This is a genomic window from Paenibacillus paridis, assembly GCF_006345825.1.
Taxonomy (GTDB): Bacteria; Bacillota; Bacilli; order Paenibacillales; family Paenibacillaceae; genus Pristimantibacillus; species Pristimantibacillus paridis.
Genome location: NZ_VCIX01000087.1, coordinates 386,907 through 403,352, shown reverse-complemented (window position 1 = coordinate 403,352; position 16,446 = coordinate 386,907). Strand labels below are relative to the sequence as shown.

Below are 16,446 nucleotides of genomic sequence, written 5' to 3'. Positions count from 1 at the left end.
GCTTATCCTAAACACGTTTACTGTGACCCATACATCCGGTAGACAGCAGCAACAAGGCTTCAGCAAGCCTAATCTTTCGTATCCAGTTTTCAGGGCGCAACTTGATTACCTGATTATAAACAAATGATCTTACATAAGATTTATGTTTATGCTTAGGGCCTTTAGCTCAGCTGGTTAGAGCGCACCCCTGATAAGGGTGAGGTCGGTGGTTCGAGTCCACTAAGGCCCACCATATTTTCCCTGATAGCTCAGTTGGTAGAGCACTCGACTGTTAATCGAGTTGTCACAGGTTCGAGTCCTGTTCGGGGAGCCAAGTTTGGAGAGATACCCAAGTGGCTCAAGGGGACCCTCTGCTAAGGGGTTAGACTGCGTAAGTGGTGCGAGGGTTCGAATCCCTCTCTCTCCGTTCCAAATAAGGCCCGTTGGTCAAGTGGTTAAGACACCTCCCTTTCACGGAGGTAACAGGGGTTCGAGTCCCCTACGGGTCACCATATTTTCTTTAACGACGCGGGGTGGAGCAGCCCGGTAGCTCGTCGGGCTCATAACCCGAAGGCCGCAGGTTCAAATCCTGCCCCCGCAACCAAATCACCTGTACATGGTGCAAAAAATTCATANTGCCCCCGCAACCAAATCACCTGTACATGGTGCAAAAAATTCATATGCCGTTGTAGCTCAACTGGTAGAGCAACTGACTTGTAATCAGTAGGTTGGGGGTTCAAGTCCTCTCGACGGCACCATTTTTTCTTAAGATGCTCCTTGATTCGTATCAGGCAAGCATCAAAACTACCGCCTTGGTAGACATAACCGTTACGCCGTTGTAGCTCAACTGGTAGAGCAACTGACTTGTAATCAGTAGGTTGGGGGTTCAAGTCCTCTCGACGGCACCATTTTTTCTTAAGATGCACTTGTTTCTTATCAAGCAAGCATCAAAAACCACCAGCATTGGTGGACATCATCAATGTGCCGTTGTAGCTCAACTGGTAGAGCAACTGACTTGTAATCAGTAGGTTGGGGGTTCAAGTCCTCTCGACGGCACCATCTTTTCTCGGGACGTAGCTCAGCTTGGTAGAGCACCTGGTTTGGGACCAGGGGGTCGCATGTTCAAATCGTGTCGTCCCGACCATCTTTTAATGAAATGATCGATAACATAAACCGCTATTTTCGAAGTCCGCTGGACTTATGGAAATGGCGGTTTTTTTATGCGTTTATGGGGAAATATAAGCGCAATATGCCGATGGCGTGCAATTCACTTCATTGAATAAGGAGGCTTTACTGTTGAAGCAAAGGGGTCGTATCGCTGTTTTGCTTGTCGTGATCGTATGGGGTTTAATTCACCCTGCTACGGCATTCGGACAGCCGGGAGTATATCACTTCGGATTTAAGAAAAGCGTGGAAGGAAGGCTGCCTTCCATCGATGAAGAAGGCTTCAAACCTATTGTGACCAAGCACGGCGCCTTATTTCTTGGGGATACGTCGCAAAAGGAGCTTTACCTTACATTCGATAACGGCTACGAAAATGGTTACACGCCACGCATTCTTGATGTACTAAAAGAGAAGCAGGTGCCAGCGGCCTTTTTTGTGACGGGTCATTATGTAAAGGACCAGCCTGAGCTGTTGAAGCGGATGGTGCTGGAAGGCCATATCGTGGGCAACCATTCCTGGAGTCATCCGGATATGTCCACGCTCTCGGAGGCGAATATCAAGACTGAGCTAGATAAGGTTAAGGAGCAGGTAGAGCTACTGACGGGCCAAAAGGAAATGAAGTATCTTCGCCCCCCTAGAGGCATATTCAGCGAACGAGTACTTGCGGCGAGCAAGCAATTCGGTTATACCAATGTATTTTGGTCAGTGGCTTACAAGGACTGGGATGTGAATGCGCAAAGGGGATCACAATATGCCTACAACGAGGTTGTGAAGCAGCTTCATCCCGGTGCGATTATTTTGCTGCATTCCGTTTCCAAAGACAATACCGAGGCGCTTGGCACAATTATTGACGAGGCCCGCAGGCAAGGATACTTATTTAAAAATCTTGACCAACTCGGCAGTGAATGAAATATCTAGCAAAGTAGGAGCAAAAGCCTTAACCTCATTACAGGGGTTGAGGTTTTTTTGTTATATCGAACGATTATGCTTTTCAAGAGCGGTGTAAAGACCTTTAAATATCTGCCCTCATTCCGTGCTTTACCGCATGTTTAGCATTTTTGACTATCATTATAATAAAGAAGAGTGTGTCTAAGCCCATTTTGGCGATGAGAGGTGAATGAGGATGTTCAGCAAACAAAATTGGGGTGCATTTAGTAAAAAGCTATTTTATTCTCTTTCACTCAAGCATCGAATATGGTTTACCTTTATCGTTTTAATCATGTTCGGCCTTACGGCAACGGGCGGGATTGCTTATTGGATTGCCTCGATGGAAATACAGAGAAATGCGCTCAAAACGAGTCAGGACACGGTTAACCAATCTGCCCAAATTGTAAATGAACGGCTCAAGAACATTGGCATTGCCGTTCGGTCACTCATGTTCAGCGACCCGTTCAAGCAGGTGATGACCGATGCGCAAAACAATGACAGAGACCACTATTACAATACGTGGACTTCGCTGCAGGCTGTTTTCTCGCAGGTCAGATTTAATGATTCCATGATTGACAGCATTCTGATTGCTTCGCCAATCGGTGATTATTATCATACGTCCAATGTGCGGGACACATCGTACTCTTTTTATGAGTCGGAGCTGTATACACATTTTAAGGAATTGAAACGAGGCTTTTGGACGAAAGGGCATAAGGATCCATTCTTTATGGACAAGCAGGATGTCATTTCCCTTGTTGTAGAAGGAGTTAATGAGCTGGGCGAGAAGCGTTCGGACGTGTATGTCGTCATTAATGTGAAGCAGGACGATTTGTACGAGCTATTTATGGAGAATCTGTCGACCGCGGAGAAACAATATTATTTTGTGGATTCGGTGGGCGAGGATGTGAATTTGGATAGTCGATCGAGCCAGGAGGATCAGTTAACGAAGCATCCAGCGTTCACACAGCAGTTAACCGATGAAATGATGGGCTCGTTTTTTTATAAAGACAAACAAAAGGAATACTTGGTCAATTACGCCAAGCTGGAGGTCAAGGATGACTGGATGATCGTCGGGATTCAATCCAAGAGCGATCTGCTGGCCAAGCTGAACGGGATCAAGAAAGCAACGATTTACGTCATACTCGGCTTTATGGTCCTGTCTTTGTTTATCGCCAATAATATGATTTATCTGCTGCTAAAGCCGCTGTTCAGTCTGCAACGATTGATGAAACGAGTAGAAGAAAATGACCTGAATGTGCGATTTGAAAGCGAATTTAAGGATGAAGTGTCGCAGGTGGGATTCCGCTTTAACCGGATGCTCGACGAAATCAAGCAGCTGATTGAAGACGTCAAGGTACGGGAGAGTGAGAAGCGAAAGGCTGAGATCAAAGCCCTTTCTGCACAGATGGATCCTCATTTTTTTTACAACACGCTGAATACGATTTATTGCAAATCGGTGCTGGGTGAGAATAAGGACGTCAATGAGATGATTTTGGCTTTATCCCAAATGTTTCAGCTTAGCCTCAGCGGTGGCCGAGACTTAATTACGCTGGAGGATGAGCTTGATCATGTCCGACAATATTTAGCGATTCAACAGATTTCCTATGAGGAGCTGTTCGTTTGCCATATTGAGGTGCAGCCGGAGCTGCTTGCCTGCGGGATTCCGAAAGTCGTCATTCAACCGCTTGTGGAAAACAGCATTTTACACGGTTTTCAAGATCGCGAAACAGGCGGCGAAATTTATATTAACGCGCAATCGGAAGAGGAATGGCTGCATTTGACGGTCGAGGATAATGGAACTGGGCTCGTTCCCGAGCAGCTAATGGCTTCGATTATTCATCCGACAACGATAGATGAGGGCTATGCCCTTCGCAATATTTATCATCGTCTCCAGCTGTATTACGGCGACCAGCAGCGCATGATCATCAGCAACAACGATCGTGGCGGGGCCCGGATTGAGATTTGGATTCCGAAGCAGACAGAAGGGTTGGGATAACATGGGGCAACCGGTGAAATTGTGCATAGTAGACGATATTAGAAGCGTAGTGGATATGCTGAAAAATAAAATCCCTTGGTCGGAGCACGGGATTGAGGTCGTGGGAAGCGCTACAAATGGCGAGGAGGGACTAGCGGTCATTAAGCAGACGTCACCGGACATTATTTTGACCGACATTCGGATGCCGAAGATGGACGGGCTTGAAATGACGCGCAGCATCGTGGAAGTGCTGCCACATAGCAAGATTATTATTTTGAGCGCTTACACCGATTTTGAATATGCGAAGAAAGCGATTCAATACGGCGCGCTGGATTATGTGAAAAAACCGTTTGCGATTGACGATATCATCAAGGTTGTCTTAAAGGCGAAGGAAGCATGGGAGCAAGAAAAACGGGACCGTACGCATGTCATAGGGCTGGAGAAAAAGATTAAGGAAAGCCTGCCTGCACTCCGGCAGGAGTATATGTCGCTCCTCGTCCATCATCAGACCGAAGAGGCGGACCTTGTCGAGTGGTGGGCATTTCTGGACCTGCCGCCCTTGCAGGCTCCCCTTGCTGTCATGGTCATTCAGATTGACCAGTTCACAGACAAATACGGGGGGTTGGTCGTGAAGGAGCTGGAGCTGGCGCGATTCTCTTTGCAAAATATCGTCGAGGAGACGATGAAGGAGCATGCCTCGGCGGTTATTTTCCGGGAGGCGCTTAACCGCTACGTCTGCATTATGCAGGCGCAGCCCGGGGAGCGCTTGATGCGCATTGCCGACGCTTGCTGCGAAAATATCGCCAGCTATACGAAGTTTACGATCTCCATCGGTATTGGACCAGAGGCTTCAAGCGTACGCGAGCTGCCGAAGAGCTACCAGCAGGCGCTCAGCGCCTTGTCTTATCATTTCTATACCGGAGGCAATGGCGCGTTTAGTACCCAGCAGGAGACGCAGGACAGCGCCGCTGGATGGATCTATACGGCCGAGAGCGAAAATGAATTTTTATTTGGCTTCCGCTCAGGCAATAAGGAGAAGACGCTGGAGTGGCTTGCTTCCATATTTGATGAAATGCAGAGCTCTGCCGTGCTTCCCGAGCCAAGTGACGTCGAGCATCTCTTCCATGGCTTGTCCCTTAGAATGCTGAGGGTGCTGCTTGAGAAGTTCCCGCGCAGCAGCCTGAACGAATTTGAGTCGAAGGTACAGGAGGCGAGAAGCGGAAGCCGCTCGTCGCTGCAGGACTATCGGCAATGGCTGACGGAGCTTTGCGATATTGGCTGCAGGCTGATTGATAAAGAGAGGGCGAGCGAATCGCAAAAAATTATTTATCGGTCCATCGATTATATTAAATCGCATTTGCAGCTGGACCTGACTTTGGAGCATTGCGCCAGACAGGCCAATTTGAGCTGGGGCTATTATTCAAATCTATTCAAGAAAGTGTCGGGTACAACCTTCCAGCAATTCGTTACGCAAGCTAAAATCGAGCGGGCGAAGTCGATGCTTATCGAGGATTTTCAGGTGCAGGAAATCGCTCAGGAGCTTGGTTATGAGCATCGGCGCTATTTTAGCGAGGTGTTCAAGAAGCAGACCGGCCTGACGCCGACGGAGTTTAAGGAAATCTCCTTAGGAAGGTCGTCCAAGTCGTAGAAGCTCGATTTTTGAAAATCATGAAATATCTGCCCCTATTCGCAAGGTAGCCGCATTACCTATCGGGGCTTGATCTCTTATAGTTAAGAAGCAAGCAAACGGATACACCTACAAAGGGAGGATTACCAATGTACAAAAAAATCGGAACGGTCGTGCTCAGCTCATTCCTTGCCGTGTCACTGGCAGCCTGCGGAAGCACAAACAACAATTCGCCAGGAACGGAGAGCGGGGCTTCCAACAAGCCGGTTGAAACGGATGGCGCAACAACCCCGGCCAAAAACGACAAAAAGACAAAAATCGTTTATTGGACCGGCGATCGCCATGATATGGATTATATCAAGGAGGTCGTACAAAGCTTTAATGAAACAAACCCGGGCAACATCGAGGTAGAAATGGTCGTGAAGACGGATGATTACGACCAGGCGATTGACCTGGCCTTCGCTTCCGGACAAGCGCCGGATTTGTTCAGGGTTAAGGAGAACACAATCAAGACTTACGTGACGAAGGGCTACCTTGCCCCGATCGATGGCTTGATGACAGAGCAGATGAAGCAGCAGTTTCCGGTCATTCAGGACTTTAACCAAATCGATGGCAAAATGTACAGTCTGCCTAACTATGGCTCTACCTTAAGGCTGGTGTATAACAAGGATCTGTTCGCCAAAGCGGGCATCGCAGCTCCTCCGACAAGCCTAGCAGAAATGGTTGACGCCGCTAAGAAAATTACGGAAGTAGGCAAGGCAGACGGCGCATATGGCTTCGCGCAAAACTTCAAAAACGCAGACAGCGCGTTTGGACGATCTGCACGCGTCATTGCTGAAGTTAGCGGCTACGGCGGCTTCGGCTATGATTTTAAAACCGGAAGATTCGATTTCGCAGGCTTCAAGGAAATCATTCAATCCTTCAAACAAATGTATGACGACGGCAGCACGCTGCCGGGCATGGAATCTCTTGATATTGATCCGCTGCGCGCGCAGTTTGCAGAAGGCAAGCTTGGCATGTATATTTCCTTCTCATCCGAGCCGGGCGTCTACAAAAACCAATTCCCAGCGAAAATCGATTGGGCTGCGGCACCTGTTCCTACGATTGACGGTACGGTCAAAGGAGCGAGCTCGTTCCTTGGCGGCCAGTGGCTGGCGCTCAGCAGCTCTTCCAAAAACCAAGAAGCAGCATGGAAGTTCATGGAATATATGTACGGCGACGAAATTTTGAAAACCTATCATGAAAAAGGCTTCGGCATTTCCATGGTGCCTTCGATTTCGGCAGTTGCCGCGAAGCCGGACATCAATGGCATTGAGGGCTTCCTGCCGAACGACAATGACGCTACATGGCCGTTAAGCCCGGCTGTTACGATCGAGGGCATTAAGTACAATGATGCATTCTTCAAATATATGCTAGGTGACGGGGATTTGGATGCGATCATTCAGGACCTGAATAAGAGATACAATGCCGCGCTTGATAAAGCGATTGCGAGCGGCGATGTGACAACGGTAGCGAAACCGGATTTTGATCCAACGAAGCTGGGCGCGAACTAAAGGCTTCGCGATAGGAACGGCAATGCGGGGTGGAGTGCAGACTCCACCCTTTGCTTTCCCCAAAGACAGAGTGTACGGGAGTGGAAACGATGAACAAAGCGCGTCAAATGGGTTTTTCTTATCTCTTTTTATTTCCAAGCCTGCTGCTAACGGTTGTGCTCGGCATCTATCCGCTAGGCTGGGCCATCCGGTATATGTTCTATGATTATAAAGGCTACGGCGAGGCAAGGTTTACCGGCTTGTACAATTTCCGCAGGCTGCTTGCCGATACCCAGTACTGGGACTCGGTGGTGAATACGTTCATTTACGCAGGCGGGAAGCTGATCGTAACGATACCGCTGTGCCTTTTGTTAGCCGTTATTTTGAACCAGAAGCTTAAAGGCCGTAATTTGCTGCGTGCGATCTATTTTATGCCTACGATTATCAGCTCCGCGGTTATGGCGGTTGTATTCTTTATTATTTTTAATTCGTATAACGGAGTATTGAATCAGTATTTGCTCAAGTTTCATATTATCTCTGAACGAATTGACTGGCTTGGACCGAAGAACGCAATGATGACTACGATTATTATTGCCATTTGGGGGGCAGTGGGCAACTATATGCTGTTGTTCTTGGCTGGGCTTCAGAATATCCCGAATGACGTTTATGAGAGTGCGTCGCTTGATGGAGCGAACAAAAGGCAGCAGTTTTGGTATTTGACGATTCCAATGCTTGGGCCTGTACTGCAAATTGTCATTATGCTAGCGATTATTAATTCGCTTAAAGGCTATGAAACGATTATGGTGCTGACCGAGGGCGGCCCGATTGGAAAGACCGAAGTCATGTACTTATACGTGTATAAGCTATTTTTCCCGACGCCTTCCTCCGGTGCGGTCGTTGACCAGCAATTCGGTTATGGCAGTGCGGTCGGCTTCACAACAGCCGTTATTGTAGGCATTATCACGCTAGTCTACCATGTGCTGTCCAATCGTATGAATAAAATGCAATAAGGGAGGATGCTATGAAGACGGAAGTTATACCCCATGTCCAAACGAACAAGAAACCAAAACCGCTTCGCACGGGAAAATTAGGCGGGCAGCTGCTGCTCTGGATTTTCCTGATTGCAACGGCGCTCCTGATCTTGTTTCCTATAGTCGTTACGTTGTTCGGCTCATTTATGTCCAATGCGGAGATCTCTACGGGCGGCAATATTTTGCCCTCGGTCTGGCATATTGAAAACTATGCGGAAGCTTGGGTGCAAGCGAATTTCTCCCGCTTTACCTGGAACAGCCTTATGCTTAGCGGCATGACAACGATCGGTACGCTTATCGTTGCATCGATGGCTGCGTATGTCGTGGAACGGATGAATTTTCCGGGCAAGGCTTTGTTTGTTGCCATTCAGGCGTCGACGATGTTTATCTCCATTGGAGCGGTCGTTATCCGGCCGCAATACGAGCTGATGATCAAGCTGCATTTGCATACCTCGTTATGGGGCGTCATTTTGATTTTGATCAGCGGCCACGCTTATATTTTTTTCATCCTGCTTAGCTTCTTGAAGGGGATCTCGAGAGAGCTGGATGAAGCGGCACGGATTGACGGCTGCTCGAATGCGGGCATCTTCTGGAAAATTATTTTGCCGCTGCTTAGACCGGGTCTTGGAGTTGGCGCGCTGTTCACTTTCTGCGGGGCGTGGAACGAATATTTAAGGCCACTCGTGTTTACGATGAATACGCCTGAGCTCCAGACCTTGACGGTGGGACTCTCCTACCTGCGCTATGGAGCATCGGCGGCTGTACAGACGCATTATATGCTGGCAGGGGCTTGCTTGTCGATTTTACCGCTGCTTATCGTCTACATGCTCGCTAATAAATCGTTTATGCAGATGACAGCAGGATCACTGAAAGGGTAGGAAAAGAGGCATTCATCATGAATGATAAACGGCTAGCAAAAATGAGAGCGAATGCGTTGCTTCCACAGTTCGAGGCAGCCATGCGGCTGCTGCGGCAGGACGCCGAAGAAGCATCCCGGATATCGTACGCAATAGGCTCAGCGGAGTATGGGGAATGGACGCATTATTACTATTGTCATCATGACGGAGCAAGGCTTGCCTTTGATTGGCAGAAGCCATCCGCGCATAGCTGCCCCGTGTGTGGCACCGTTTGGAAGGGAGAGCCCTTTGACTCCGCATGGACGTCAATTGTACATGCGAATATAGGACGCGCGGTTTATCATATGGCGCTGCTTAACGCGATCGAGCCGGATGAAGCGCTGCTCCGCCGAACGAAGCAGTTTCTGATGTCTTACGCAGACGAATACGGAGGGTATGAGATTCACGGGAACATTCCATATAACGGACCGGGCAAGCTGTTTGCCCAGACACTTGACGAAGCGCATTGGATCATTGATTTGTCCGTAGGGTTTCAATTCATCCGGGCATCGTTGACCGCTGAAGAAGAGTCGCATATCCGTCAAGGCTTGCTGGAGCCTTGCGTCCGTTTTCTCATCGCACATAAAGAGGAACAGATTCATAATCATGCGGTGCTGATTACTTCCGCGATTGCGTCGCTTGGTATATTGCTCGGCGATGAGAAGATTATCGATGCCGGACTTTCCGGAGAGTATGGACTGCATGACCAACTTCAGCGAGGCCGCTTTGCTGACGGGCTATGGTACGAGGGCAATGTGCAGTATCATTTTTACGCGTTCAAATCGCTGCTGAATTACGCGCTTATGGCCGAAGGCACGCCTTGGGATATTTGGCAGGCGCCCGGCCTCCAATCGATGTTTGATTATCCGGTTAACTGGATATTGCCCAATGGCTTTATGCCTTCGTTTAATGATGCGGGGAGCGCGGAGGGCATTCATTCTTATGCGCCATTTTATGAAATAGCTCTGGATATTTTCGGTGATGAGCTCTATCGCTCGCTGCTGAATACAGCCTATGGTACGCCGTGGGCGGAAACCGCGTTTGCAGGTGTGAAGACAGTGGAACGAGACTCAGTTCTGGCTTTATTGTTCGGTTGTGAGCTTGCGCCGGCAGACTCTTCGGAAAGCGGACAGCTGTGGAAGGCTTCGCATCGTTCGGTTTCGCTGCCAGTAAGCGGAATTACGAAGCTGGTCAACGCCAAGCGCTGGCAGGTGATCGTTAAGCACAGCAAGTTCGGCGGCGAGCATGACCATATGGACCGTTTGGGCTTGTCCGTCGTATGCGGGGAGATCCCGCTGCTTGTTGATCCAGGCACGACCGCATACGGTGTGCCTGCGCATTATGGGTGGTTTAAGCACACTTTTTCGCATAATACGGTGTCCCTGAATGGTGCCGACCAGCCTCCGGCTGATGGGCGGGTTCTATGCCTGGAGCAGCTCCCTTGGGGGATATGGACGGAAACAGCAGTAGATTGGAAAACGGAAGAGTACGAGATGAAGGGCAGAATTATATTGCCCCCGGAGCTTAGTCCGTGGGATCTCCAAGCTTACGGAGGAGCCTCGATTAGAAGAATCAATGTGCTGACTGAGCATTATTTGCTTGATATGGTTAAGGTGGACATGAACGGACGGCGGGAAGTGAGCTGGATGAATCATTTTAGCGGGATGCTGGAAGTGGATGAGGAGAAGGTATGGCAGTCGACAGACGTCAACTTAAGCAGGCTTGACCAGCAATGGTTGAAGCAGAAAAAAAGGCTTGCTGCTGGGGAAATTCCCGAAGAAGCGCTATCTTTTCGCTATAAAATGGAGAAGGGAAGCTTGAAACAGCATTTGTGGAGCTCCCAGCCTGCTCAGATTTATTCGGCCTTGACGCCGGACAATCCGCCAGATCGGGACCGGACCTCCATGATTATGCAGATCAAAACCGGCGAAACGATCATTTTTGCGCAAGTGCTGGTTTATGAGCTGGATCAAGAGGCGGTGTCCGCAGGGGCAGCGCTGGATGAAACCGCTGAAACAGCAGTGAAAACAGAAACATTGGAAATTACGGAAATGCCGGATCAGAGCTTCCGAATTGCGATCACTACAAATGGAGTCCAAGATGAGTACTCACTGGTGTGGGCGGAAAGTGGCGCCCAGCTGAATAAATGGGATGGTAGAAGCTAAAGGAGGAAATCGGATGAGCAATATCGGAGTATGGGAAAATGCAGAGCCTGGCGTTACACGCAAAATTTTGCAGCCGGGCAAAACGTTAATGCTGATGGAGGTGCATTTTGAGCCTGGTGCGGTTGGTTATGAGCATGCTCACCCGCACGAACAGTTAAGCTATTGCTTAAAGGGCGCTATTGAATTTACGATTGACGGCGAGAAGCAAGTGATTCGGCAAGGGGAGTCTGTCGTCATACCAAGCGGGGCAAGGCACGGGGTAACGGCACTGGAAGCCTCGGCACTGCTCGATTCCTTCACGCCGCTGCGCGATGATTTGATTAAGTAAAGGTGTGGGCAAGCATGTTGAATCGGCTGGAATTTCTTAGCCTATGGGCCATTAATGATGCTTTGCGGCTGGAAGAGCTAACGAGGCAGCTGGATGATTTAAAGGCTGCTGGCATGACGGGAGTCGTCTTTCATCCGCGTTTCTATCCGAATCAGCCAGATTATATGGGCACGGAGTATTTGGCTACCGTTTCCGAGCTTATTTTGTATGCAAAAAAGATTGAAATGACGTTCTGGATTTATGACGAGAACGGCTGGCCATCCGGTACGGCCGGAGGCGAAGTGCTCGCTCGTCTACCAGACTCAAGGTGTCATTGGGTGGAGTGGAAGCTTAACTCAGAGGATGAGGGCGAGATCGCGTTTGGCTCCAAAACGGCGGTATCCTCTTTCGACCGCCGGGCGACAGAGCAGTTTATTTCATTTACGCATGAGGGCTACCGGAAGGGGCTTGCATCGGCAGCGTTTGATTATGTCACCGGCTTCTTCTCCGATGAGGTCGCTTTTCTTGACGGGCACGGGATTACAGTGAAAACCGGGGCTTTGCCCTGGGATGAGCAGTTTCCGTTAATCTACGAGCAAAAGCATGGCGAAGCGCTGCTTCCAGTGCTGCCGCTTCTCTTCAACGATGGGGAAGGCCATCCGCGTGTTCGCGTGCGCTACTGGGAGATGCTGACGGATGCGATTACGGAAAATTTCTACGAGCCAATATCCGCTTGGTGCGAAGCTTATGGCAAGCGCTTTACGGCGCATCTCAAGGGCGAAGAAAACCCGTATTTTCAGCTGTCCTACAGCGGCTCCTGCTTTCAAGTATTGAAGGGAATCGAGACGCCTGCCATCGATGCGCTTGAGCGGTTTCCGGGGAATCATTTTTATCCGAGAATAGCACACTCTGTAGCTGTCCAGCAGGGCAGGCAAGGCTGTCTTGTCGAAGCGATGGGCGGCGGAGGCTGGGGCGTATCGCCGGAAACCTTCGAGAATTATGTTTTGTGGCTGGCAGGGCATGGCATCCATCAATTTGTTTTTCATTTGAATCAGCTGAAGCTGAAATCTGAAGCCATCCGTGATTGGCCCCCGTCTATGCCAAGCCATATGAGCTGGAGAGATGCCTTTCCGGCATTGCTTGCTTCTTTGCAAAAGAAGGCTGCGCTGCTGCCGGACTTGAGAAAAACGCCCGAAGTATTAATTATTACGCCAACACGCGGTATTATGGCTTCTTTTCTCCCGCAGGGAGCGATGCAGATGAATGAGCATAATGGAACGTCGATGCCGGATGATGCTTCTGCTCATTTGAGTAGGGCTTTGCTTGAGCTGGTGGATGCATGTCATGCCTTAGGCCTTCATTACGAGCTGTCGGAGGAGCGGGTTGTTGAAGAGGACGGCGTGCTTGAAGGCGGGAAGCTGCGGATCGGGCAGCGTGAATATGACTGTATGCTCCTCGCGGATGGATGCCTGTGGCGTGATCAGGAGCAGGAGAACAAGCTGCGTGCGGCTGGCGTGAAGCTTCTTTACACGGATACTTGGCAGGAGGCGTTTTCGGTTTCTAGAGCTGAAGGCAAGGCCGATGGACGCAGCGTGATTCGGCCGGAGCAGTCTTCGTGGAAGATCGTTCCGCCGGAGCTGAATCAGCTGCTGTTGGAGCTACAGCGCAATGAGGATGGCAGCTTATCGGCAGAAATTCGTTTGGAAATGCCGGAGAAGCCGGCAAATGTTGACGAGCAGGAAGGGCTGTCGCTTCTGCTTCATGACCCTGTACAGGAGATTTGGGTTAATGGTCATTGCATTTCGGAGTGGGGATCAGCTTCTCCAGGTGACCAGCCATTTCGAGTTGCTATTCCTGTTTCGTTTGTATCCATTCAGCAAACGGTTGTCTTTAAGATTGTTCCGCTTGGCAGCGGTGAGCAAAATCCGATCGTATTTATTCAAGGGCAATTTGCTGTGCTGTCGTGGACCCCGTTTACAGATAAGGATGAGCGGCAAGTGGTAACTGAGAGTCCTTTTGTTATTGCACCAGAGAGGTTTTCTTTGGTACAAGGAACAGACTTCGTTGCCGCTGGTTATCCATTTGCTGCCTTGCCTGTCCGGGCTAGCAAGAAGATCCGTTTGGTGAAGACGGCAGCCGAAGGGAGCTACTTGCAGCTGGCCAACGTACAGGCCGATGCAGCTAGAATCTTTCTTGACGGAAAGGAGCTAGGCTGGTGCTGGGGAACGGCATGGCGCTTGCTTTTGCCGGCAGCCTTGAGTATTGGCAGCTACGAGCTGGAGCTGATTCTGTACCCAAGCACGTATAATGGCTATGGTCCACATCGCCATAGAGACGGTGATCGGCATTTAATCAGTCCGGATCAATTTAAAGGTGTGAGAAACTTTGCGGATCATCCGAGTGCTCCGGCTTTGACGCTTGGTGAGCAATGGCATTTTGTTAGATGGGGCATTGAAGGGGATATCTTACTTGTGGAGGCCAAGCATGACGGCGCGTAGCTTCGAACGCTCGGATGCGGCTGGCTGAGAAAGCAGGCAATGTCCATGCTGCTCCTGTGACGTATGTCTCTTTCGGAGATAGCGTGACCCAGGGATTAATGGAGTATTTGTTCAATTGCATGAGAACGGAATGCTGCTGCGATACCGCGAAGCTCTGCTTGACCTTGCAGAGAAGCATAAGGTGGCTGTCGTGGATTTCTATTCCGTGTGGTATGAACTGGAGGCTAGCGAGAAGGATATCCATTCCTATCTAGCTAACCGTTTCAATCACCTAATCGAACGGCCCATAAATGGATGGCAGCGGAGCTGCAGCGTGTTGTTTTGGGTAAGGTATAAAAGTTTGGCATAATAGTGCTGATTGAAGGAAGAGCGAACTCTACGGTTGATGAACCATGGAATTCGCTCTTCTTTTTGTTGCACTTTACGAGGGCTGGAGTGACTGAGCTGTAAGCACACAGTTGTGCTTACAGCAGGAAAGAGGCGGATGTGTGAGGTGTAAAAATGTCTGTAAGAGCCTATAGGTGCTTACAGCGTGAGAGTGGCGGGTTTTTATGAGCTGTAAGCACACAGGTGTGCTTACGGCAGGAAAGCGGCGTATGTGTGAGGTGGAAAAGTGTCTGTAAGAGCCTATAGGTGCTTACAGCGTGAGAGTAGCTAGTTTTTATGAGGTATAAGATCACGGATATGCTTAATGAGGAGCTAAAGCTTTGCCGGTTTGGCAACACTAGAATCAGAGCTTTAACGATTAGAAACTTTGAAAACGTGTTAATATAGGGTAGGATATGAGCATAATTAGGAAATGCTGCCTAGTGAATAGAGCATGAGCATAGGATAAGGGGCTTTCATATGAGTAAAATGACATTGCTGCGTGAACCGAAGCAGAGAAAATTATTGTTCAGCGCTGGTCTTAGTTGGCTGTTTGATGCGATGGAGGTCGGAATGATCTCTTTTATCGTGGCTGCTTTGGCCGTAGAATGGCAGCTTGGCGCGCAACAGGTTGGCTTACTGATGGCAATCAACTCGATCGGGATGGCTGTCGGTGCCGCCGTATCGGGCTTGTTGGCTGATCGCTATGGACGCAGAGCCATTCTACTTTGGACATTGCTTATTTTTTCCATTGCTAGTGGATTGTCCGCACTGGCGGGGGGATTCATCGTATTATGCGCGCTTCGTTTTGTTGCAGGATTTGGGCTAGGAGGCGAGCTGCCCGTAGCATCAACGCTAGTGTCGGAGTCGGTTCCCGTAAAGGAACGCGGCAGGGCAGTCGTTTTGCTGGAGAGCTTCTGGGCAATCGGCTGGATACTTGCGGCTTTGATTGCTTACTTTATTATTCCGGATTATGGATGGCGCATGGCGTTTGCTCTCGGAGCGGTTCCCGCTCTGTTTGCGCTCTATTTGAGAAGAGCCATTAAGGACTCGCCGCGCTTCAACGCACAGGAGAGCCGTAAGTTGAGCTTGCGTGACAGAATGAGATCCCTATGGTCATTACGCTACCGAAAAGCTACGGTCATGCTGTGGATACTTTGGTTCACGGTCGTTTTTTCCTACTACGGCATGTTCCTGTGGCTGCCTTCGGTTATGGTGCTGAAAGGCTTTGATTTGGTCAAAAGCTTCCAATATGTGCTGATTATGACGCTCGCCCAGTTGCCTGGTTATTTTACGGCAGCTTACTTCATTGAGAAGTTTGGGCGGAAATTTGTTCTCGTCGTCTATTTACTGCTTACTGCGGGAAGCGCCCTCTGGTTTGGCAGCGCAGAAACGGAAGGTGTATTGCTCGCGGCGGGGATCTGTCTCTCCTTCTTTAACCTTGGTGCATGGGGAGGCATGTATGCCTATACGCCGGAGCTGTATCCGGCTGCGGTTCGCGGGACTGGCGTGGGTTTTGCCGCTTCCTTCGGTCGTGTCGGGGGCATTATCGGACCTTATCTTGTCGGCATGCTGGTTGCAAGGCATATTGCGATTTCGTCTATATTTATGATCTTTTTTGTAACGATCGTAATAGGCGCGCTAACGGTGCTCTTCTTTGGCAAAGAGACCAAAGGGATTGATCTTGATGAAGAGGCTGCGGATACTGCAAGCTGATGCCAAATGCCAAACTGGGCTAACTAGACTATCTTTGCTAACTTGACTAACTATCCGAGTCGTGCAGCTATCCTGCACATTTGCATTTGCAAGCACCTGTTTTGCTTTAACCGTGCGGCTATAGTGTATGAATGCATCAGAATAGGCTGATATGAGCGGTGCTTAGGCGAAAAGAGGTGTCTATATTGCCGGGGTACAGGATAGACAACTGACAATGCGATAAAACAGACGCTAGCCTGCATAGGTGCAGGATAGCAAGGCCG

General features: G+C 49.5%; 11 protein-coding genes and 9 tRNA genes. All 20 read left to right on the top strand.

The window, feature by feature from the left end; translation table 11 throughout:
* Nucleotides 1-155: 155 nt before the first annotated feature.
* Nucleotides 156-232, top strand: a tRNA-Ile gene (locus FJQ58_RS17205).
* 5 nt (nucleotides 233-237) lie between these two features.
* A tRNA-Asn gene (locus FJQ58_RS17200) sits at nucleotides 238-313 on the top strand.
* A gap of 5 nt (nucleotides 314-318) precedes the next feature.
* A tRNA-Ser gene (locus tag FJQ58_RS17195) sits at nucleotides 319-406 on the top strand.
* Nucleotides 407-416: 10 nt separating this feature from the next.
* Nucleotides 417-491: transfer RNA gene (locus tag FJQ58_RS17190), tRNA-Glu, on the top strand.
* Nucleotides 492-506: 15 nt separating this feature from the next.
* Nucleotides 507-583: transfer RNA gene (locus tag FJQ58_RS17185), tRNA-Met, on the top strand.
* A 78-nt stretch (nucleotides 584-661) separates the two neighbouring features.
* Nucleotides 662-737 (top strand) — tRNA-Thr (locus tag FJQ58_RS17180).
* Nucleotides 738-811: 74 nt separating this feature from the next.
* Nucleotides 812-887: transfer RNA gene (locus FJQ58_RS17175), tRNA-Thr, on the top strand.
* Nucleotides 888-962: 75 nt separating this feature from the next.
* Nucleotides 963-1,038 (top strand) — tRNA-Thr (locus FJQ58_RS17170).
* 8 nt (nucleotides 1,039-1,046) lie between these two features.
* Nucleotides 1,047-1,123, top strand: a tRNA-Pro gene (locus FJQ58_RS17165).
* Between the two features lie 152 nt (nucleotides 1,124-1,275).
* A complete protein-coding gene (pdaA, locus tag FJQ58_RS17160; RefSeq protein WP_139995575.1) occupies nucleotides 1,276-2,052 on the top strand; it encodes a delta-lactam-biosynthetic de-N-acetylase in 777 nt (258 codons plus the stop codon).
* 214 nt (nucleotides 2,053-2,266) lie between these two features.
* Nucleotides 2,267-4,066, top strand: a complete 1,800-nt coding sequence (locus FJQ58_RS17155) for a cache domain-containing sensor histidine kinase (RefSeq protein ID WP_238404102.1) — start codon at nucleotides 2,267-2,269, stop codon at nucleotides 4,064-4,066.
* Nucleotides 4,067-4,079: 13 nt separating this feature from the next.
* A complete protein-coding gene (locus FJQ58_RS17150; protein ID WP_238404100.1) occupies nucleotides 4,080-5,693 on the top strand; it encodes a response regulator in 1,614 nt (537 codons plus the stop codon).
* Between the two features lie 128 nt (nucleotides 5,694-5,821).
* On the top strand, nucleotides 5,822-7,225 hold the full coding sequence (locus tag FJQ58_RS17145) for an ABC transporter substrate-binding protein (RefSeq protein ID WP_139995569.1): 1,404 nt from the start codon (nucleotides 5,822-5,824) through the stop codon (nucleotides 7,223-7,225).
* An 89-nt stretch (nucleotides 7,226-7,314) separates the two neighbouring features.
* Nucleotides 7,315-8,214 (top strand): carbohydrate ABC transporter permease, encoded by a 900-nt coding sequence (locus tag FJQ58_RS17140; RefSeq protein WP_139995567.1) that lies wholly within the window; start codon nucleotides 7,315-7,317, stop codon nucleotides 8,212-8,214.
* Nucleotides 8,215-8,225: 11 nt separating this feature from the next.
* Nucleotides 8,226-9,113: a carbohydrate ABC transporter permease gene (locus tag FJQ58_RS17135; protein WP_139995565.1), complete on the top strand. Its 888-nt coding sequence runs from the start codon at nucleotides 8,226-8,228 to the stop codon at nucleotides 9,111-9,113.
* A gap of 17 nt (nucleotides 9,114-9,130) precedes the next feature.
* The gene (locus FJQ58_RS17130) at nucleotides 9,131-11,296 is read left to right on the top strand and encodes a heparinase II/III domain-containing protein (protein WP_139995563.1); all 2,166 of its coding nucleotides are present in this window, start codon (nucleotides 9,131-9,133) and stop codon (nucleotides 11,294-11,296) included.
* Between the two features lie 13 nt (nucleotides 11,297-11,309).
* A complete protein-coding gene (locus FJQ58_RS17125) occupies nucleotides 11,310-11,624 on the top strand; it encodes a cupin domain-containing protein (RefSeq protein ID WP_139995561.1) in 315 nt (104 codons plus the stop codon).
* A 14-nt stretch (nucleotides 11,625-11,638) separates the two neighbouring features.
* Nucleotides 11,639-14,101 carry a hypothetical protein gene (locus FJQ58_RS17120; protein ID WP_139995559.1) on the top strand — a complete coding sequence of 821 codons (2,463 nt, stop codon included), beginning with the start codon at nucleotides 11,639-11,641 and terminating at the stop codon, nucleotides 14,099-14,101.
* Nucleotides 14,102-14,216: 115 nt separating this feature from the next.
* Entirely contained in the window at nucleotides 14,217-14,450 is a 234-nt protein-coding gene (locus FJQ58_RS17115) for a hypothetical protein (RefSeq protein WP_139995557.1), read from the top strand.
* Between the two features lie 497 nt (nucleotides 14,451-14,947).
* Nucleotides 14,948-16,183, top strand: a complete 1,236-nt coding sequence (locus FJQ58_RS17110; RefSeq protein WP_139995555.1) for an MFS transporter — start codon at nucleotides 14,948-14,950, stop codon at nucleotides 16,181-16,183.
* Nucleotides 16,184-16,446 lie beyond the last annotated feature (263 nt).